The 19,837-nt window shown below is 63.0% G+C and carries 16 protein-coding genes; 14 read left to right on the top strand and 2 right to left on the bottom strand.

Annotation, left to right across the window (positions count from 1 at the left end):
• Window position 1 precedes the first annotated feature (1 nt).
• Together RLCC275e_RS00185 and olsB are read left to right on the top strand one after the other, a co-directional pair.
• A complete protein-coding gene (locus RLCC275e_RS00185) occupies window positions 2-2,284 on the top strand; it encodes a PAS domain-containing hybrid sensor histidine kinase/response regulator (protein ID WP_033181309.1) in 2,283 nt (760 codons plus the stop codon).
• A gap of 108 nt (window positions 2,285-2,392) precedes the next feature.
• Entirely contained in the window at window positions 2,393-3,271 is an 879-nt protein-coding gene (gene olsB / locus RLCC275e_RS00180) for a l-ornithine N(alpha)-acyltransferase (RefSeq protein WP_033181308.1), read from the top strand.
• A 205-nt stretch (window positions 3,272-3,476) separates the two neighbouring features.
• Here the strand turns inward: olsB and RLCC275e_RS00175 are convergent, their stop codons facing one another.
• Window positions 3,477-5,762, bottom strand: a complete 2,286-nt coding sequence (locus RLCC275e_RS00175; protein WP_033181307.1) for an NADP-dependent malic enzyme — start codon at window positions 5,760-5,762, stop codon at window positions 3,477-3,479.
• Between the two features lie 113 nt (window positions 5,763-5,875).
• On the opposite strand from RLCC275e_RS00175, the gene mutS reads away from it, so the two are divergent.
• From mutS to murJ, 4 genes are all read left to right on the top strand, one after another.
• Window positions 5,876-8,602 carry a DNA mismatch repair protein MutS gene (mutS, locus tag RLCC275e_RS00170; protein WP_033181306.1) on the top strand — a complete coding sequence of 909 codons (2,727 nt, stop codon included), beginning with the start codon at window positions 5,876-5,878 and terminating at the stop codon, window positions 8,600-8,602.
• A gap of 12 nt (window positions 8,603-8,614) precedes the next feature.
• A complete protein-coding gene (locus RLCC275e_RS00165; protein WP_033181305.1) occupies window positions 8,615-8,890 on the top strand; it encodes a hypothetical protein in 276 nt (91 codons plus the stop codon).
• A gap of 153 nt (window positions 8,891-9,043) precedes the next feature.
• A complete protein-coding gene (locus RLCC275e_RS00160; protein ID WP_033181304.1) occupies window positions 9,044-11,950 on the top strand; it encodes a [protein-PII] uridylyltransferase in 2,907 nt (968 codons plus the stop codon).
• 24 nt (window positions 11,951-11,974) lie between these two features.
• The gene (murJ, locus tag RLCC275e_RS00155) at window positions 11,975-13,555 is read left to right on the top strand and encodes a murein biosynthesis integral membrane protein MurJ (protein WP_003556059.1); all 1,581 of its coding nucleotides are present in this window, start codon (window positions 11,975-11,977) and stop codon (window positions 13,553-13,555) included.
• Window positions 13,556-13,579: 24 nt separating this feature from the next.
• Here murJ and RLCC275e_RS00150 read toward each other — a convergent pair whose 3' ends face one another.
• Window positions 13,580-14,008 carry a YcbK family protein gene (locus RLCC275e_RS00150; protein WP_033181769.1) on the bottom strand — a complete coding sequence of 143 codons (429 nt, stop codon included), beginning with the start codon at window positions 14,006-14,008 and terminating at the stop codon, window positions 13,580-13,582.
• Between the two features lie 188 nt (window positions 14,009-14,196).
• On the opposite strand from RLCC275e_RS00150, the gene RLCC275e_RS00145 reads away from it, so the two are divergent.
• From RLCC275e_RS00145 to olsA, 8 genes are all read left to right on the top strand, one after another.
• Window positions 14,197-14,595 (top strand): VOC family protein, encoded by a 399-nt coding sequence (locus RLCC275e_RS00145; protein WP_033181302.1) that lies wholly within the window; start codon window positions 14,197-14,199, stop codon window positions 14,593-14,595.
• Between the two features lie 193 nt (window positions 14,596-14,788).
• Window positions 14,789-15,853 carry a tryptophan--tRNA ligase gene (trpS, locus tag RLCC275e_RS00140; RefSeq protein ID WP_003544886.1) on the top strand — a complete coding sequence of 355 codons (1,065 nt, stop codon included), beginning with the start codon at window positions 14,789-14,791 and terminating at the stop codon, window positions 15,851-15,853.
• Window positions 15,854-15,959: 106 nt separating this feature from the next.
• Entirely contained in the window at window positions 15,960-16,451 is a 492-nt protein-coding gene (locus tag RLCC275e_RS00135) for a universal stress protein (protein ID WP_003544884.1), read from the top strand.
• Window positions 16,452-16,661: 210 nt separating this feature from the next.
• Window positions 16,662-17,228, top strand: a complete 567-nt coding sequence (locus RLCC275e_RS00130) for a NifU family protein (RefSeq protein WP_003556055.1) — start codon at window positions 16,662-16,664, stop codon at window positions 17,226-17,228.
• Window positions 17,229-17,316: 88 nt separating this feature from the next.
• Window positions 17,317-17,979 carry a tRNA (adenosine(37)-N6)-threonylcarbamoyltransferase complex dimerization subunit type 1 TsaB gene (gene tsaB, locus RLCC275e_RS00125; RefSeq protein ID WP_003556054.1) on the top strand — a complete coding sequence of 221 codons (663 nt, stop codon included), beginning with the start codon at window positions 17,317-17,319 and terminating at the stop codon, window positions 17,977-17,979.
• On the top strand, window positions 17,976-18,476 hold the full coding sequence (locus RLCC275e_RS00120; protein WP_003556053.1) for a GNAT family N-acetyltransferase: 501 nt from the start codon (window positions 17,976-17,978) through the stop codon (window positions 18,474-18,476). Before tsaB ends, RLCC275e_RS00120 begins: the two co-directional genes overlap by 4 nt.
• An 82-nt stretch (window positions 18,477-18,558) precedes the next feature.
• Window positions 18,559-18,987 carry a Fur family transcriptional regulator gene (locus tag RLCC275e_RS00115; RefSeq protein WP_003544875.1) on the top strand — a complete coding sequence of 143 codons (429 nt, stop codon included), beginning with the start codon at window positions 18,559-18,561 and terminating at the stop codon, window positions 18,985-18,987.
• Between the two features lie 27 nt (window positions 18,988-19,014).
• A complete protein-coding gene (gene olsA / locus RLCC275e_RS00110; RefSeq protein WP_033181301.1) occupies window positions 19,015-19,812 on the top strand; it encodes a lyso-ornithine lipid O-acyltransferase in 798 nt (265 codons plus the stop codon).
• Window positions 19,813-19,837 lie beyond the last annotated feature (25 nt).

Raw genomic sequence — 19,837 nt, 5'->3', positions numbered from 1 at the left:
CATGCAGAACCTGGGACAGTTGCAGGAAAGATTGTCCGCCGCCTTCGGTGGACCCGCCGCCAAGCCGCATGAGAAGCGGATGGAGGCGGTCTTCGCACGACCGAACGCACCGGCACCCCGGGGCGCCGATGACCGCCAGGGCGGACCTGCACCGACACGGCGCCTGCTGTTCTACTGGCTTGGCGGCGCCGGCCTTCTTGCCGCAACGATCCTGATGCTGCTTGCCCATGCCGGCGATCCGCTGCTGCTTTCGGGCGGTCTCGTCGTTCTTGGCCTTGCCGTCATCGCCAGTTATGCCCTGCTGATGGTTCGCTCGCGCAAGGCCGGGCAGCGCCCCGGCCAATCCAAGCCGGATGAGAATGGCGGCGCAAAGCTGTTTGCCGACGTGCACGACGTGCTCGGCGACATCACGGTCAGCCGCACCATGGACCGGCGCATCATCTCCGCCAATGACACGTTTCGCCGCCTGACCGGGCGGCTGCGCCCGGAAGGAAAAACCTGCGAGGAGATCGGCCTTGCCTTCCGCCCCGGTCCGATACCGCACTGCTACGATGTCGAGATCTCGACGCCGGAGGGCCAGCGCATCTTCCTCTGGCGTGACGTCGTTACCCGCGACCCGGCGAACGGCCGCCTGCTGCTGCAGAGCGTTGCCCGCGACGTCACCGACGAGCGGCTGATCGCGCAGGGCCGCGAGGAGGCCCGCCAGAAGGCCGAATATAACAGCGCCGCCAAATCGAGGCTGCTTGCCACCGTCAGCCACGAGGTGCGCACGCCGCTTTCCGGCATCCTCGGCATGACGCATCTGATCGCCGAAACGCGGCTGACGCAGGAGCAGCAAAACTATCTCGCCAACATCCGCCAGTCCGGCCACGCATTGACGCAGCTCGTCGAGGATCTGCTCGATTTCTCCACCATCGAAGTCGGCCGCTTCGCGCTGCACCCGCGCTCGGAATCGCTGCGCAAGCTTCTGGAAAGCGTCGTCGAGATGCTCGCCCACCGGGCGCATGAAAAGGGTATCGAGATCGGCGCCACCGTGTCCTCCGACGTGCCCGAAAATATGAGCTTCGACCCGGCGCGGCTGCGCCAGGTTCTGTTCAACGTCATCGGCAATGCCGTGAAGTTCACCCAGGTCGGCGGCGTCTTCATCCGCGTGTCGCTCGACGGCGACGACCTGTCGATCACCGTGACCGACAGCGGTCCCGGCATGACGGCGGAGGAGCAGGCGCGCGTCTTCGGCGAGTTCGAGCAGGGTGGCAGCGTTGTCGACAAGAGCAGCGGGACCGGCCTCGGCCTTGCCATCTCCGCCCGCATCATGCGCGAATTCAACGGCGCGCTGACGGTTACCAGCGAAAAGGGCCGAGGCAGCGAATTCACCATCCGCTTCCCTGTCGATATCGACAGCGAGCGCCCCGACCGGCGAAACACGCTGCTTTCAGGCAACAGCGTCGTGCTGCTGGCGCCGGCAGGTGCGGCGCGCACCGCCATCGCCGAAACGATCACCACGCTCGGCGGCCTCTGCCATCTTGTCGGCGACGGCGAGACGGCGCGGGCAACACTGCTTGGGCTGGTAAAGAGCGGGCGGCGGCCGACCGATATCATCATCGACCATCGGATGTCGGCGGAATTTTCCGCCCATCTTGCCGATCGCGCCGAAATCGCCGCCCTTGGTCTGCGCAAGGTGCTGCTCGTCAATCCGGAAGAGCGTAGCGCCCATCCGCTCGACCTCTTCGATGCCTGGCTGATCCGGCCGCTGCGCGAACAGTCGCTGATCGACGTGCTGCGCGGGCGCATGCGCGGCATGGAGAAGCGTGACGCGCTGAACGACAACCAGCCGGGCTTCAGCCTTTCGGTGGCGGAGACGCTGGTTGCCGCCAGCGGGCTCAGCATCCTGCTCGGCGAGGACGATCCGATCAATGCCATGCTGGTGCGCGTCGTCCTGGAAAAGGGCGGGCATAAGGTGCGCCATGTCGAGGATTTCGAGACCCTGCTCGACTACGCGCTCTGCGAGGCGAATGCTCGGCCCGATATCATCATCAGCGACCTCTCGATGCCTGGCGGCAATGGCATCGACATGCTGGGACGCCTGCGCGGCCATGAGCGGCGGCTCGATCTCGCCTCGGTGCCGGTGATCGTGCTGACGGCCGACAAGAGTGACGAATCGCGCCGCCAGGTCTTGCTCAACGGCGCCAACCGCGTCATGGTAAAGCCGGTCGATCCGGTGCGGCTGCTGACCGAAGTTCAAGCGGTCGCCGCCCTTTCCGCCCGCCGGGCAGAGGCGCGGTGAGCGCCTCGGGAACCGGCATGTTTCTTGCGCCGGGAAATTCAAAATGTCACTTTCCTGTCGTAGAGAAGTGTTTTATGGCGTCGATAAGCCGGCAACGGGAGAATCGTCATGTCCGCCATCGACATCCTGAATCGTGACACCACCGCGGAGGCTGCACCGCCCTCGACGGCTGCTGTACAGAAGGACGGCGATATCCTCGGCCGTATCGGCAATCTGGAGACCCGCCTTGCCCGCACGGCACGCGAGATCGATGCCGCCCAGGCCGTGCGCTACCGCGTCTTCGTCGACGAAATGAAGGCGCAGCTGCCGCTGGATGCCATGCGCCGGCAGCGTGACGTCGACGCCTATGACGCTGTCTGCGACCATCTTCTGGTTCTCGACCGCTCGATCGAGGGCGACCCCGAAGACCAGATCGTCGGCACCTACAGGCTGTTGCGTCAAGATGTCGCCATCGCCAATGGCGGTTTTTACTCGGCTTCCGAATTCGAAATCGAGGGCCTTATTGCCAAACATCCGGACAAGCGCTTCATGGAGCTCGGCCGCTCCTGCGTGCTGCCGGAATACCGCACCAAGCGCACCGTCGAGCTTCTGTGGCAGGGCAACTGGGCCTATGCGCTGAAGCACGGCGTCAGCGCCATGTTCGGCTGCGCCTCTTTCCCCGGCGTCTATCTCGAAAGCCATGCGCTGGCGCTGTCCTTTCTCTACCACAACGTGCTGGCGAAGGACGAATGGGCCGTCGGGGCGCTGCCGGATCTCGCCCGCAACATGGACTTGATGCCGATCGAAGCCATCAATCCGAAGCGGGCGTTGATGGCCCTGCCGCCGTTGATCAAGGGCTATCTCCGCCTCGGCGCGATGGTCGGCTCCAGCGCGGTCATCGATCATGCCTTCAACACGACCGACGTGCTAATCGTGCTGCCGATCTCCAGCATCTCGGACCGTTACCTGAATTATTACGGCGCCGATGCCGGCCGCTTCGCGAGCTAAGAGCTAGCATCGCTGCTCTTCATCGTTCGCGACTTCGGCAGTTCATTATCTGCAACCTAGAGCATTTCCGTTTTTCTTCGAATCACGGAAGTGCTCTATTTCTTTGTTTTCATGCTCCGGACGCAAAACCGCAAAAAACTTGTGCCTGGCCGACGTGTCGTCGGCCGGGCACAAGATGCCGTCTCATAGTGTCGACCGGAGGAGTTTACGAACCCGCCCCGTAGGCGGCGATCGCCGCCATGTTGACGATGTCGCTGTCCTTGGCGCCCATCGAGGTGATCTGCACCGGCTTGTCGAGACCGACGAGGATCGGGCCGATCACCGTGGAGCCGCCGAGCTCCTGCAGCATCTTGGTCGAGATCGAGGCCGAGTGGAAGGCCGGCATGACGAGGACGTTGGCCGGGCCGGAGAGGCGGCAGAAGGGATATTGCTCCATCACCTTGCGGTTCAGAGCAACGTCGGCGGCCATCTCACCGTCATATTCGAAATCGACGCGGCGCTTGTCAAGGATCTTCACCGCCTCGCGCACCCGCTCGGAGCGTTCGCCCGAAGGATGGCCGAAGGTGGAATAGGCCAGCAGGGCGACACGCGGCGGATAACCCATGCGCCGCGCGAGACCCGCAGCTTCCTCGGCGATATCGGCAAGCTCCTCGGCCGTCGGCATGTCGTGCACCGCCGTATCGGCAACGAAGACGGTGCGGCCGCGGCAGAGCGCCAAGGATACGCCGATGACGCGGTGGCCTGGCTTCTCGTCGATGCAGCGGCGCACATCTTCGAGCGCCGTCGAATAGTTTCGGGTGATGCCCGTCACCATGCCGTCGGCGTCGCCGAGCGCCACCATGGTGGCGGCGAAATGGTTGCGGTCGTTGTGGATCAGCCGCTGGGCGTCACGGTGGAGATAACCCCGCCGCTGCAGCCTGGCATAGAGATAATCGATATAGGCCTCGACCCGGGTCGAAAGCCGGGCATTGACGATTTCGAGGCCCGGCCGGTTGAGATCGATGCCGGCGCGTTCGGCCGTTGCCCGAATCAGGTCCTCGCGGCCGAGCAGGATGGCAGTGCCTAGCTGCTGGTTGGCATAGGACATCGCCGCACGCAGGACCTGCTCTTCCTCGGCCTCGGCAAAGACGATGCGCTTCGGACGGCGCCGGACGCGCTCGTAAAGGCTGGCAAGCGTCGAGGCGATCGGATCGCGGCGCGCCGAAAGCTCGCGGGCATAACCGGCCATGTCGGTGATGACCTTGCGGGCGACGCCGCTTTCGATCGCGGCTTGCGCGACCGCCACCGGGATAGCGGAGATCAGCCTGGGATCGAAGGGAACGGGGATGATGTATTGCGAGCCGAAACGCGGCCGGTTGCCCTGATAGGCGGCAACGACGTCATCGGGCACGTCCTCGCGCGCAAGGTTTGCCAGCGCATTGACGGCGGCGATCTTCATCGCGTCGTTGATTGTCGAGGCACGGACATCGAGAGCGCCGCGGAAGATATAGGGAAAGCCGAGGACGTTGTTGACCTGGTTCGGATAGTCCGAACGGCCCGTCGCCATGATGGCGTCGTCGCGGATGCGAGCCACCTCTTCCGGCGTGATCTCGGGATCGGGATTGGCCATGGCGAAGATGATCGGCCGCTCCGCCATCGAGCGGATCATCTTGGCCGAAAACGCGCCCTGCTGCGACAGGCCGAAAACGACGTCCGCGCCTTTCATCGCCTCTTCCAGCGTGCGCGTGTCGGTCTTTGCCGCATGCGCCGATTTCCACTGATTCATGCCCTCGGTGCGGCCCTGGTAGATGACGCCCTTGGTATCGCAGAGGATGACGTTCTCGGGCGCAAAACCCATCGCCTTGATGAGTTCGACGCAGGCGATCGCCGCCGCACCCGCGCCGTTGCAGACGAGCTTCGTCGTCTTCAGGTCGCGGCCGGTCAGCTCCAGCGCGTTGATCAGGCCGGCGGCGGCGATGATCGCCGTTCCATGCTGGTCGTCATGGAAGACGGGAATGTCCATCAGCTCGCGCAGCCGGCTTTCGATGACGAAACAATCCGGCGCCTTGATATCCTCAAGGTTGATGCCGCCGAAGGAAGGACCGAGGAAGCGCACGCAGTTGATGAACTCGTCGACATTTTCGGTATCGATCTCGAGGTCGATGGAATCGACATCGGCAAAGCGTTTGAACAGCACCGCCTTGCCTTCCATGACGGGCTTCGACGCCAGCGCGCCGAGATTGCCAAGGCCGAGGATTGCCGTGCCGTTGGAAATGACGGCGACCATATTGCCGCGCGCCGTGTAATCATAGGCGGTCTGCGGATCGGCGGCGATCGCCTTCACGGGCACGGCAACGCCCGGCGAATAGGCAAGCGAGAGGTCACGCTGCGTCGCCATCGGCTTTGTCGGGTTGATCTCCAGCTTGCCGGGCCGGCCCATTGCGTGGAAATCGAGCGCCTCCTGGTCGGTAACCGAGGTCACCGGCCGGTCCTTCTTATCGATATCGGGCATAAATCCTCCAACGTCCTGTGGGCGACGCTTTGCTCTTCCTCAAATGCTGTTGTCATCTATAGCGGCGCGCGGATAGGGTTGGCACCTGTTTTTTTGGGAAAAACTCCACCTCCGTGAACGCACGAATAGACACAGGGAATGAAGCCTTTTCGGCTGCCGAGCTCGCCACGGCGGAAAGCCGTGCCTCGGCGACGCCGATGATGGAGCAATTTATCGAGATCAAGGCGAACAATCCGGGTTCGCTGCTGTTCTATCGCATGGGCGATTTCTACGAGCTGTTCTTCGAGGATGCGCTGGAAGCCTCACGCGCGCTCGGCATCACGCTGACCAAGCGCGGCCAGCACATGGGCCAGGATATCCCGATGTGCGGCGTTCCGGTGCATGCGGCCGACGATTATCTGCAGAAGCTGATTTCGCTCGGCTTCCGCGTCGCCGTCTGCGAGCAGATCGAGGATCCGGCCGAAGCAAAAAAACGCGGCGCGAAATCCGTCGTCAAGCGTGACGTCGTCCGCCTCGTCACTCCAGGCACGATCACCGAGGAAAAGCTGCTTTCGCCCTCGGAATCAAACTATCTGATGGCGCTGACCCGCATTCGCGGCAGCGGCGAAGCCTTGCTGGCGCTTGCCTGGATCGATATTTCCACCGGCGTCTTCCGGCTTGCCGAGACCGAAGCCTCGCGCCTGCTTGCCGACATCCTGCGCATCGATCCGCGCGAACTCATCCTGCCCGACACGATCTTCCACGATCCCGAACTCAAACCGGTCTTCGACGTGCTCGGCCGGACAGCCGTGCCGCAGCCTTCCGTGCTCTTCGACAGCGCCAGCGCCGAAGGCCGGATCGCAAGGTATTTCGGCGTCGCGACGCTCGACGGCTTCGGCACCTTTTCACGCGCCGAGCTGGCAGCGGCCGCGGCCGCCGTCGCCTATGTCGAGAAGACGCAGATTGCCGAGCGGCCGCCGCTTGGAAAGCCGGAACGGGAAAGTGCAGCCTCGACGCTGTTCATCGATCCCGCCACCCGCGCCAATCTGGAGCTTGCCCGCACGCTTTCCGGCGATCGCAACGGTTCGCTCTTGAAGGCGATCGACCGCACCGTCACCGGCGGCGGCGCCAGGCTTCTTGCCGAACGGCTGATGTCGCCGCTGACCGACCCCGCCCGCATCAATGCGCGGCTCGATTCGATCGGCTTCCTGATCGACGAACCCCTGCTTTGCGGCAATCTGCGCGACACGCTGAAACATGTGCCCGACATGCCGCGCGCCCTGTCGCGCCTGGCGCTCGACCGCGGCGGCCCGCGCGATCTCTGGGCGATCCGCCAAGGCCTTGACGCGGCGGGCGGAGTTGCGGCAATGCTCGGCGAGGCGATGCTGCCCGAAGAACTCGGCCAGGCGCTATCCGGGCTACAGGCCCTTCCCGCGGCAGTGGAAAAGCTGCTTGCCGAAACGCTCGCCGACGAATTGCCGCTTTTGAAACGCGATGGCGGCTTCCTCCGCGACGGCGCCAGCGCCGAGCTCGACGAGGTCCGGGCACTGCGCGATCAGTCGCGCCGCGTCATCGCCGGCCTGCAATTGCAATATGCCGAGGAGACCGGCATCCGGTCGCTGAAGATCAAGCACAACAACGTCCTCGGCTATTTCATCGAAGTCACCGCCGGCAATGCCTCGCCGATGACGGAAACGGCGGAGGCGAAGGCCCGCTTCATCCACCGCCAGACGATGGCGAACGCCATGCGCTTCACCACGACCGAACTTGCCGATCTCGAAAGCCGCATCGCCAACGCCGCCGACCAGGCGCTGACGATCGAACTCGAAGCCTTCGACAGGATGACGGCGGCCGTCGTTGCAGAAGCCGAGGCGATCAAGTCGGGCGCCCGGGCGCTTGCCGTCATCGACGTCGCAGCCGGCCTGGCGCTGCTTGCCGAGGAGCAGGCCTATTGCCGCCCGCAGGTCGACGGTTCGAAGATGTTTGCCATCGAGGGCGGGCGCCATCCGGTCGTCGAGCAGGCGCTGCGGCGGCAGGCGGGGGGCCCCTTCGTCGCCAATCATTGCGATCTGTCGCCGAGGACCGGCGACCGGGACGGGGCGATCTGGCTGCTGACCGGCCCGAACATGGGCGGCAAGTCGACCTTCCTGCGCCAGAATGCGCTGATATCAATCCTGGCGCAGATGGGCTCCTTCGTGCCGGCGACATCGGCCCATATCGGCATCGTCGACCGGCTTTTCTCGCGCGTCGGCGCCTCCGACGACCTGGCGCGCGGGCGCTCGACCTTCATGGTCGAGATGGTGGAAACGGCGGCGATCCTCAACCAGGCGAGCGACCGTTCCCTCGTCATCCTCGACGAGATCGGTCGCGGCACCGCCACGTTCGACGGTCTGTCGATCGCCTGGGCGGCCGTCGAGCACCTGCATGAAGCCAACCGCTGCCGCGGCCTCTTCGCCACACATTTCCACGAGCTGACCGTACTTTCGGAAAAGCTTGGCCGGCTGTCGAACGCGACGATGCGCGTCAAGGAATGGGACGGCGACGTCATTTTCCTGCACGAGGTCGGGCCGGGTGCGGCGGACCGCTCCTACGGCATCCAGGTCGCGCGCCTTGCCGGGCTTCCAGCCTCGGTCGTGGCGCGCGCCCGCGACGTGCTCACCCGCCTGGAAGATGCCGACCGCAAGAACCCGGCGAGCCAGTTGATCGACGACCTGCCGCTCTTCCAGGTGGCGGTGCGCCGCGAGGAAACGGCCCGCGGGACCTCCAAGGTCGAGGAGGCGCTGAAGGCGATGAGCCTTGACGACATGACGCCGCGCGAGGCAATGGATGCGCTTTACGACCTCAAGAAGAAGCTGAAATAGGAGTAGCGCGCCGTGTTCATGGAAAAACTGGTTCGCGAAACCGAGCGCCTGTCGCTCATCTGCTCCATGCTCGATACGATGCGGCGCGCCGATAAGGACCGCAACGCCCGCGGCTGGACGTCGCCGATCGGTATGCTGAAAATCACCCGCTGCTGCGCTGCGATCTCGGAGCTCGGCACCTCGATTGCCAAGGCGGGCTATCGCGAATGCGACAGGCAGGCGCTCGAGGAGATCATGCGCGAGACACGGCAGGTGCTGCATCTGCTGAATGCGCGGGCCGCCGGCTGAAGATTTCGGGAAAGCCTGAAGATTTCGGAGCGGCCGGCGCCTTGCGTCAAAGCGCCGGTGCATCTTGCAACGAACCAACACCATTTCGCCAAATTTAAAGGTTCTTGCAGTATGAAAGCCCGTGTCAATCGTAGGGCAAAGGGGCTATAGCGCATGCAGACGAAACAAGCGGCAGGCCGTGAACCGGCAGCCCGGCATGAACAGGAAACCGCCCCGGCGACAGCGATGCGCGACCTCGATTTCTCCAATATCCTCGACGTCGAGCTCTTACAGAAGCAGTGTGACGCCGTTGCCGAGGCCAACCGCAACCGACCCGACGTCCTGCGCGCCGATCTTCTGGCGGTGCTGAAGAAGGCGAGCACGGAAGGCCGCCAGAAGGCGCGCGAGGCACTTATGGCGGACGGCGGCGGGCTCAATTGCGCCTACCGGATTTCCTGGCTGCAGGACCAGATCACCACCGTCCTCTACAATTTCGCCACCGCCCATATCTTTCCGCAGCAGAAGGACAAGTTCGCAGTCACCGCCGTCGGCGGCTATGGCCGCGACACGCTGGCGCCGGGCTCAGATATCGACCTGTTGTTCCTCTTCCTGCCCAGGCCGGCGGAAGAGACGCACAAGGCGGTCGAATTCATGCTCTACGTGCTCTGGGACATGGGCTTCAAGGTCGGTCACGCCACCCGCACGGTGGAGGAATGCATCGCGCTCTCCAAATCCGACATGACGATCCGCACCGCCATCCTGGAGATGCGCTACATCTGCGGCCTGCAGCGGCTGGAAACCGAGCTTGAGACCCGCTTCGACAAGGAGATCGTCACCGGCACCGGTCCCGAATTCATCGCCGCCAAGCTTGCCGAGCGCGACGAGCGCCACCGCAAGGCGGGCGACACGCGTTATCTCGTCGAGCCGAACGTCAAGGAAGGCAAGGGCGGGCTTCGCGACCTGCACACGCTGTTCTGGATCTCGAAATATTATTATCACGTGCGCGACCAGGCGGAATTGATAAAGCTCGGGGTGCTCTCCAAGCACGAATACCGCCTGCTTGAGAAAGCCGACGATTTTCTCTGGGCGGTGCGCTGCCATATGCACTTCCTGACCGGCAAGGCTGAAGAGCGCCTGTCCTTCGACATCCAGCGCGAGATCGCCGAAGCCTTCGGCTATCACACCCGCCCAGGCCTTTCGGCCGTCGAGCGCTTCATGAAGCACTACTTCCTCGTCGCCAAGGATGTCGGCGATCTCACGCGCATCCTCTGCGCCGCACTTGAAGACCAGCAGGCGAAGTCGATCCCGGGCCTCACCGGCGTCATCAGCCGCTTCACCCATCGCAACCGCAAGATCGCCGGCAGCGTCGAATTCGTCGAAGACCGCGGCCGCATTGCGCTCGCCGACCCCGAGGTCTTCAAGCGCGATCCGGTCAACATCATCCGGCTCTTCCACGTCGCCGACATCAACGGGCTGGAATTCCATCCGGACGCGCTGAAGCGCGTTACCCGTTCCCTCGCCTTGATCGACAATGCCTTGCGGGAAAACGACGAGGCCAACCGGCTGTTCATGTCGATCCTGACGTCGAAGCGGGATCCGGCGCTCATCCTGCGCCGGATGAACGAGGCCGGCGTGCTCGGCCGCTTCATTCCCGAATTCGGCAAGATCGTCGCGATGATGCAGTTCAACATGTATCACCACTATACGGTCGACGAACATCTGATCCGCACCGTCGACATTCTCTCCGAGATCGACAAGGGGCGCGCCGAGGATCTGCATCCGCTCGCCAACAAGCTGATGCCCGGCATCGAGGACCGCGAGGCGCTTTATGTCGCCGTCCTCCTCCACGACATCGCCAAGGGCCGCCAGGAGGATCATTCGATCGCCGGCGCCCGCGTCGCCCGCAAGCTCTGCGCCCGCTTCGGCCTGTCGCAGAAGCAGACGGAAATCGTCGTCTGGCTGATCGAAGAACATCTGACCATGTCGATGGTGGCGCAGACCCGCGACCTCACCGACCGCAAGACCATCACCGATTTCGCCGACCGCGTGCAGTCACTCGACCGGCTGAAGATGCTATTGATCCTGACGATCTGCGATATCCGCGCCGTCGGTCCCGGCGTCTGGAACGGCTGGAAAGGCCAGCTGCTGCGCACGCTCTATTACGAAACCGAGCTGCTGCTGGCCGGCGGCTTTTCGGAGGTCTCCCGCAAGGAGCGGGCCAACGCTGCTGCCGACGCGCTGCATTCGGCGCTCGCCGACTGGAGCCAGAAGGATCGCAATATCTATACCAAGCTGCACTACCAGCCCTATCTGCTCTCCGTGCCGCTGGAAGATCAGATCCGCCACGCCCATTTCATCCGCCAATCCGATAAGGCGGGCCAGGCGCTCGCCACCACGGTGCGCACCGACAGTTTCCATGCGATCACCGAGATCACCGTACTGTCGCCCGACCATCCGCGACTGCTCGCCGTCATTGCCGGCGCTTGTGCTGCGGCCGGGGCCAACATCGTCGACGCGCAGATCTTCACGACGTCGGACGGGCGGGCGCTCGACACGATCCACGTCAGCCGCGAATTTACCGACGATGCCGACGAACTGCGCCGGGCTGCGACGATCGGCCGGATGATCGAGGATGTGCTGTCCGGCCGCAAGCGCCTGCCCGAGGTCATTGCCACACGCGCGCGCAACCGCAAGAAGAGCAAGGCCTTCGTCATTCCGCCGTCGGTCAACATCACCAACAGCCTGTCGAACAAGTTCACGGTCATCGAAGTCGAATGCCTCGACCGGCCGGGGCTGCTGTCGGAGATCACCGCCGTGCTGTCCGATCTGTCGCTCGACATCCAGTCGGCCCGCATTACCACCTTCGGCGAGAAGGTGATCGACACCTTCTACGTCACCGATCTGGTCGGCCAGAAAATATCCGGCGACAGCAAGCGCGCCAACATCACCGCCCGAATGAAGGCCGTCATGGCCGAGGAAGAAGACGAGCTGCGTGAGCGCATGCCCTCCGGCATCATCGCACCCGCCGCCACCGCCCGGACCCCGCCTGCCAGCGAAAAGAAGGCCGGTTCCCCCATATGAGCCTAAACGCATGAGCCCCAACGCATGAGCCTCGTCAAGAAATTCGCGACCGTCGGCGGCGCCACCCTCGGCAGCCGCATCTTCGGCTTCGCCCGTGAAACGCTGATGGCTGCGGCCCTCGGTACCGGACCGATGGCCGACGTCTTCTATGCCGCCTTCCGCTTTCCGAATCTCTTCCGCCGGCTGTTTGCCGAGGGCGCCTTCAACGCCGCCTTCGTGCCGCTCTTTGCCAAGGAGATCGAGGCGAACGGCACCGATGGCGCCAAGCGCTTTTCGGAAGAAGTCTTCGGCGTGCTGTTTTCGGTGCTGCTCCTCATCACCATCGTGATGGAGCTTGCCATGCCGCTCTTGGTGCGCTTCGTCATCGCGCCGGGTTTTGCCGACGATCCCGAAAAGTTCTCGATCACCATCCGCATGGCGGCGGTGATGTTTCCCTATCTGATGTGCATGTCGCTGACGGCGATGATGAGCGGCATGCTGAATTCGCTGCATCATTTCTTCGCCGCCGCCATCGCGCCCGTCTTCCTCAACGTGGTGATGATCGGGGCGTTGTTTTATGCGCTCTATACCGGCGCCGATCCGCTGGCGACCGCCTGGTACCTCTCCTGGGGCGTTCTTGCCGCCGGCGTCCTGCAGCTTGCCGTCGTCTATGTCGGCGTGCTTGCGGCCGGCATGAGCATCGGCTTCCGCTTCCCGAAGATGACGCCTAATGTCAAGCGGCTGCTGATCCTGGCGGTGCCGGCGGCGGTGACCGGCGGCATCACCCAGATCAATCAGCTGATCGGCCAGGCGATCGCGTCGTCCCGCGACGGCGCAATCGCAGCGCTGCAATATGCCGACCGCATCTATCAGCTGCCGCTCGGCGTCGTCGGCGTCGCCGTCGGCGTGGTGCTTCTGCCGGAACTGGCCCGGGCGCTGAAGGGAGGCAACCTGCGCGAGGCCGGGAACCTGCAGAACCGCTCGATCGAATTCGTGCTGTTCCTGACGATCCCTGCCGCCTTCGCGCTCTGGATCCTCTCCGACGAGATCATCCGCGTGCTCTACGAGCGCGGCGCCTTCCATCAAGAGAACACCGCCGTCGTCGGCTCGATCCTGGCGATTTACGGCATCGGCCTGCCGGCCTTCGTGCTGATCAAGGCGCTGCAGCCCGGTTTCTATGCCCGCGAAGACACCAAGACGCCGATGCGTTTTTCGGCCATCGCGGTTGCGACCAACTGCGCCACGGCGCTCACCCTCTTTCCCTATATGGGCGCGCCCGGCATCGCGGTTGCCGAAGCCACCGCCGGCTGGATCAGCACCGTGCTGCTGTTCGCCACGCTTTTGCGCCGCGGTCACCTGACATGGGAATGGGCGCTGGCAAAGCGCACCGCCCTGCTGATCGTTGCCGCCGCCATCATGGGTGCTGCCATCGTCTTCCTCAAGCAATATTGGGCGCCATCGCTTGCTTCCGGCGCGCCGCTTCTCACCAAGATCGGCACCCTCGGGCTGCTCATTGCGATCGCCATGCTGATCTATTTCGCCGCCGCCTTCCTGGTCGGCGGGGCAAATCTCGGCATGATCCGGCGCAATCTGAACCGCAAGCCGGCGCCGGCAAAGGACGGTTGAGGCCGCCCTTTCCCGGAAATTGCTTCAGCAATCCACCCATCGCCTTTGCGGTCCGACGTCGACATGGATGATGCCGTTGCAATAGCTGCCGATGCCGCCGATGCCCGGTGCGCCTCTTGCGGCAGCAATGATCGTGCGCTCCGACAGGCCGGGCATCCTGATATCGGCCGCCAGACATTTTCCATGCAGGGACCCATGGCGGCGGGGATGCGGCCTGTGGCCCGAGGTGATCACAGGGCGTCGGCCGGTCGTCGCAGCAATATGCGACAGGACCGCTCGCAGGCGCCCTGGAAAGCAGCCGGCACGAACGCTGACGGTCTGGACCGTGTAGGCGAGACGTGCCTGATGTTTTGCAAGATGAACGGCATGCCCTTTCATATCTTGACCGACGGCACCCGTTGCTGATTGAAAGGCGAAAAGGCCTGCTAGGGTGAGCAAAATTGCGTTCTGCATGGTCTCTCCGATCGGCGACCGCGGCAGCCCCATCGGCGCCGGCACCAGGCGAAGGATTTTCGGTTCAAAAAAAGCTTTTTTGTGAAATTTTATACTCAATTGTGAGTAAGACAGTTGATCAATTCGGCTTAAAATCCGGGGAATTGCTGCTCACAACTGGAATAAACATCTCAAATGCGAGGCAGCACATGTCGATCCAGTCTCTTTTCCTCGTCACCCTCGTCGTCGACGACTACGACCGCGCCAAGGCTTTTTATTGCGATGGCCTCGGTTTCGCTTGCCTTCAGGACGAGCCGCAGCCGGAGGGCAAGCGCTGGGTGGTGGTGAAGCCGAGGGGTGGGGATGGAGCCGCCTTTCTGCTGGCGCAGGCGGCAGACGAGACGCAGCGCACGGCCATCGGCAATCAGACCGGCGGGCGTGTCGGCTTCTTTCTGAAGACCGACGATTTCGCCCGCGACCATGCCGCGATGCTGGCAGCCGGTGTGCGCTTTCTGGAAGAGCCGCGTCACGAGGTTTACGGCACGGTTGCGGTCTTTGCGGATCCCTACGGCAACACTTTCGATCTGATCCAACACACTGCTGCCTGAACCCCTTGATTGCGACCGGTCGGCCGTGCATAAGCCGCCGCGTTAGCAACATGGGCGCAGAGCCCACTGCATAATTCCTTAAGTCGGAAGCGACTTAAGGAATTATGCAGCAATTTAGAATGTTACAGCGTCCTTTGCGCGTCTGAAAAGACGCGCGGCGCTGTAGGCCCTCCACCAGCCTATTGAGGACGACATGAGCGAATTCAAGAAACTCGTATTCTCCGGCGTACAGCCGACCGGCAATCTGCATCTCGGCAATTATCTCGGCGCGATCCGCCGGTTCGTGGCGCTGCAGGAAGGCAATGACTGTATCTATTGCGTCGTCGACATGCATGCGCTCACCGCCCAGCTTGTGCACGAGGACATGCCGAGCCAGACGCGCTCGATCGCCGCCGCCTTCATCGCCGCCGGCATCGACCCGGAAAAACATATCGTCTTCAATCAGTCGGCCGTGCCGCAGCATGCCGAACTCGCCTGGATCTTCAACTGCGTTGCCCGCATCGGCTGGATGAACCGGATGACGCAGTTCAAGGACAAGGCCGGCAAGGACCGCGAGCAGGCCTCGCTCGGCCTCTACGCCTATCCGAGCCTGATGGCCGCCGACATTCTCGTCTATCGCGCCACCCATGTGCCGGTTGGCGAGGACCAGAAGCAGCATCTGGAGCTTGCCCGCGACATCGCGATGAAGTTCAACCTCGACTATGCCGAGCATATCAGCAGGACCGGCTACGGCGTCGACATTACCGTCGGCAACGAGCCGGTGCATGCCTATTTCCCGATGGTCGAGCCGCTGATCGGCGGGCCGGCGCCGCGCGTCATGTCGCTGCGCGACGGCACCAAGAAAATGTCGAAATCGGACCCTTCCGACCTCTCGCGCATCAACCTGATGGACGACGAGGACGCGATCTCGAAGAAGATCCGCAAGGCCAAGACCGATCCTGATGGATTGCCGAGCGAGATCGACGGGCTGCAGGGCCGTCCGGAAGCCGACAATCTGGTGGCGATCTATGCCGCACTCGCCGACAAGTCGAAGGCGGACGTGCTTGCCGAATTCGGCGGCCAGCAATTCTCCGTCTTCAAGCCGGCGCTGGTCGACCTGGCAATTAACGTGCTGGCGCCGATCACCGGTGAAATGCGCCGGCTGATGGACGATACCAGCCATATCGACGCGATCCTGCGCAAGGGCGGCGAGCGCGCAAGGGCGCGAGCCGAGGTGACGATGCGCCAAGTGCGCGACGTCATCGGCTTCCTCTATTGAGGTAAATCTCCTCTTCTCCCTGTCGCGGGAGAGGAGGATCTTCCCATAAGGGAAGAGGAAAAACTGGACTTGCAAATTTTCCGCTTCGGGTGTCAGAGTCCGCGCCATGGTATCGAAGCGACTCTCACGGCTCGAAGGTCACCGCCGCAAATTCATGGCGGTGATCGACGGCACACCCGAATGCCAACGCGCCGTTCATTATGCCGGCCGGCGCGCGAAGAATTCTAATGGCGGGCTGGTGCTGCTCTATGTGATCCCGGATGGGGATTTCCAGCAATGGCTCGGCGTCGAAGAGATCATGCGGGCCGAAGCGCGCGAAGAGGCCGAGGCGGTCGTTGCCAAGATCGCCCAGATCGTGCGCGAAACCATCGGCATCGAGCCTGAGGTCGTGATCCGCGAGGGCGGTGCTGCCGAACAGATCAATGCCGTGATCGAGGAAGACCGCGATGTAGCTATCCTGGTTCTGGCCGCCGGTTCGGCGAAGGAAGGTCCAGGGCCGTTGGTCTCCTCGGTCGCCGGCCGCGCGGCGGCGTTTCCGATCCCGGTCACCGTGCTGCCGGATACGCTGACCAACGAGGAAATCGACGCCCTCTGTTAGCGAAACGTGCGAGCGGTTTTCAGATGAAATCACGCTCTAACTATTTAGATTAGAACAGGATTCTGATTTTAGACCGACTGGGCCTAAAAATCATCCTGTTCCAGCATTTCTTGAGTACAAGTCTCTTGATTAGAGCCGTCAATCGGCTTATCTTCTTTTGAAGAATTCTAAAGACGGCCGAAACCATGGGCCGGCCGCATGGAGAACCAGATGTTCATTCAGACCGAAGCCACGCCGAATCCCGCCACGCAGAAGTTCCTGCCGGGCAAGGTGGTGATGGAAAACGGCACGGCCGAGTTCCGCAGCACAGAGGAGGCTCAAGCTTCGCCCCTCGCCGCCCGCCTGTTCGAAATATCAGGCGTCACCGGCGTCTATTTCGGCTATGATTTCATTTCCGTCTCCAAGGACAATGCCGACTGGCAACATCTTAAGCCGGCTATATTAGGCTCGATCATGGAGCACTTCATGTCCGGCAAGCCGGTCATGGGCGATGCCTCCATCCTTTCCGAAGACGCCGATGCCGGCGACGAATTCTTCGACGAAGGCGATGAATCGATCGTGCTGACCATCAAGGAGCTTCTGGAGACCCGCGTGCGCCCGGCCGTTGCCCAGGACGGCGGCGACATCACCTTCCGCGGCTTCAAGGACGGCAAGGTCTATCTGAACATGAAGGGTTCCTGCGCCGGCTGCCCGTCTTCGACGGCAACGCTGAAGCACGGCGTGCAGAACCTGCTGCGCCATTTCGTTCCGGAAGTGGAGGAAGTGATTGCCGCTTAAAAATCCTAAATTCGTCCGGCCGTTCATCTCGGGTTCGGCCGAACGGATTTATCGATAGGCGACACTGGTTTATTCGGAAATTGATGGCATGATCATTCTGGCGCTCGACACGGCGGGTGTGGACTGCGCTGCCGCCGTCTATGACAGCGGCAGGAATACGGTGCTGGGGGAGGCATCGGACATGATCGGCAAGGGGCATGCTGAACATCTGATTGGTATCGTCGATCGCGCACTCGATCAGGCGGGACTGGCCCTTTCGGATGTCGACCGCCTTGCCGTCACCATCGGTCCCGGCTCCTTTACCGGTATCCGCGTCGGTGTTGCCGCAGCCCGCGGTTTTGCGCTTTCCCTCAATGTGCCGGCCGTCGGCATCACCACGCTCGAAGTCATGGCATCAGCCCAGCGCGACAAGACGCCTCATCGCGCCGTGCTGGCGGCGATGGATGCCAAGCGGGACGAAATTTATCTTCAATCCTTCGCAGCCGACGGTTCGCCCCTCGACGCGCCACGGGCAGTCAGCGTTGCGGAAGCGCAGGCTTTTGCTGCCGGCTTCGACGGCGAGATTACCGGTTCGGCGACGCCCCTCCTGAAGGCCGACGCCGGCGGCGATCACACCAACAGATTCCCGATCTCCATCGTGGCGCGCCTGGGCGCTGCCGCCTCCCCCGATTCCGGAAAGCCGAAGCCCCTTTATCTGCGCGGACCCGATGCCAAGCCGCAGGCCGGGTACGCAATTGCGCGACGAGTATGACGATGCTGGAAGCCTATCTGACGCTGAAACCGGAATTCGAGATCATCGCCATGGAGCGCGAAGATTGCCGCGATGTCGCCGTCCTGCACGGCGAGCGCTTCGCCCGGCCCTGGGGCGACGGTGAATTTCACGGCCTGCTGATGCAGGATACCGTCTTCGGCTTCGTCGCGCGCCAGACCAATGCCATCCTGAAAAAGCCGCTTCCGGGGTTCATTCTTGCCCGCCATGTCGCCGGCGAGGCGGAGATCCTGACCATTGCCGTGCAGGCGAAGGTCGCCCGTGCCGGGCTTGGCTGGCGGCTGATGCAGGCGGCGATGCGGGAAGCGCGGTCGCGCGGCGGCGAGAGCATGTTTCTTGAGGTCGATAACGGCAATACGGCAGCGCTTGGCCTCTACCGCAAGCTCGGCTTCGAAAAGGTCGGCGAACGTCAGGGTTATTACAAACAAGAAAACGGCGCCCTCTCCACGGCGCTTGTCATGAAGCGCGTTCTTCGGTAGTTCCCTGGCAGCGAGATAACATGCAGGCCGGCGCAAATGCCGTGCGGCGTTGTCGAAACACGAATATCTCTATAGGCCGGCGATGACTGATGTAGCCAAGACCCTTGAGGAGCTTTGCACCGAACGCGGCATGCGCATGACCGAGCAGCGCCGCGTTATCGCGCGCATCCTGGAAGACTCGGAAGACCATCCCGACGTCGAAGAACTCTACCGCCGCTCGGTGAAAGTCGATGCGAAGATCTCGATCTCGACCGTCTATCGCACCGTGAAACTGTTCGAGGATGCCGGCATCATCGCCCGCCACGACTTCCGCGACGGACGCTCGCGCTATGAAACAGTGCCGGAAGAACATCACGACCATCTTATCGACCTGAAGACCGGTACGGTCATCGAATTCCGCTCGCCGGAGATCGAAGCGCTGCAGGAGCGCATCGCCCGCGAGCACGGCTTCCGGCTGGTCGACCACCGCCTCGAGCTCTACGGCGTTCCGCTGAAGAAAGAAGATCTCTGAAGCAATGGCAGCCCGGGAGACCAGCATTTGATCGCCTGGCTGCGCATCGCCTTCGCCGCGGTCGTTATCCTCGCCGTCAGCATCGTGCTCATACCGCTGCAGGTACTGGCGCTGCGGTTCGACTGGCGGCTGCGCCGCAGGCTTCCGCGCACCTGGCACCGGATCGTCTGCTATTGCCTCGGCATCCGCGTCCGCGTCACGGGCAAGCTGGAAGATCGCCGGCCGCTGATGCTCTGCTCCAACCATTCCTCCTGGCTGGATATCATGGTGATGTCGGCCGTTGCCGACGTCGTCTTCATCGCCAAGATCGAGGTACGCGACTGGCCGATCTTCGGCACGCTCGCCAAGCTGCAGAAGAGCGTCTTCGTCGTACGCGAGGAAAGGCGCAAGACCGGCCATCAGGCAAACGAGATCGCCGGGCGCATGGCCGACGGTGAGATCGTCGTGCTCTTCCCCGAAGGCACGACCTCGGACGGCAACCGGCTGCTCGAGGTCAAGTCCTCGCTGTTCGGCGCCGCCGCGATGGCGGTGCCTTATTCGCCGACGGGAACGGTCGTGGTGCAGCCGGTGGCGGTTGCCTATACCAGGGTGCACGGCATCGCCATGGGGCGTTATCATCGGCGGCTCGCGGCCTGGCCAGGGGATCTCGACCTCTTGCCGCATCTCATCGACATCGTGCGCTGCGGCGCCATCGACGCCGAAGTTTCCTTCGGCGAGGCGGTGGATTACTGCGCCGAGACCAGCCGCAAGGAGGTGAGCGCGACGATCGCCTTGCGCATCCGCAACCTCCTGAACAGCCGCCTGCGCGGGCGGGAAATCTCCTAGAACCTTTCCTGGTCAGATTGCAGCA

Source organism: Rhizobium brockwellii (genome assembly GCF_000769405.2).
Classification (GTDB): Bacteria; Pseudomonadota; Alphaproteobacteria; order Rhizobiales; family Rhizobiaceae; genus Rhizobium; species Rhizobium brockwellii.
The sequence above is the reverse complement of the archived record's forward strand: the minus strand, read 5'-3'. Positions and strand labels throughout refer to the sequence as shown.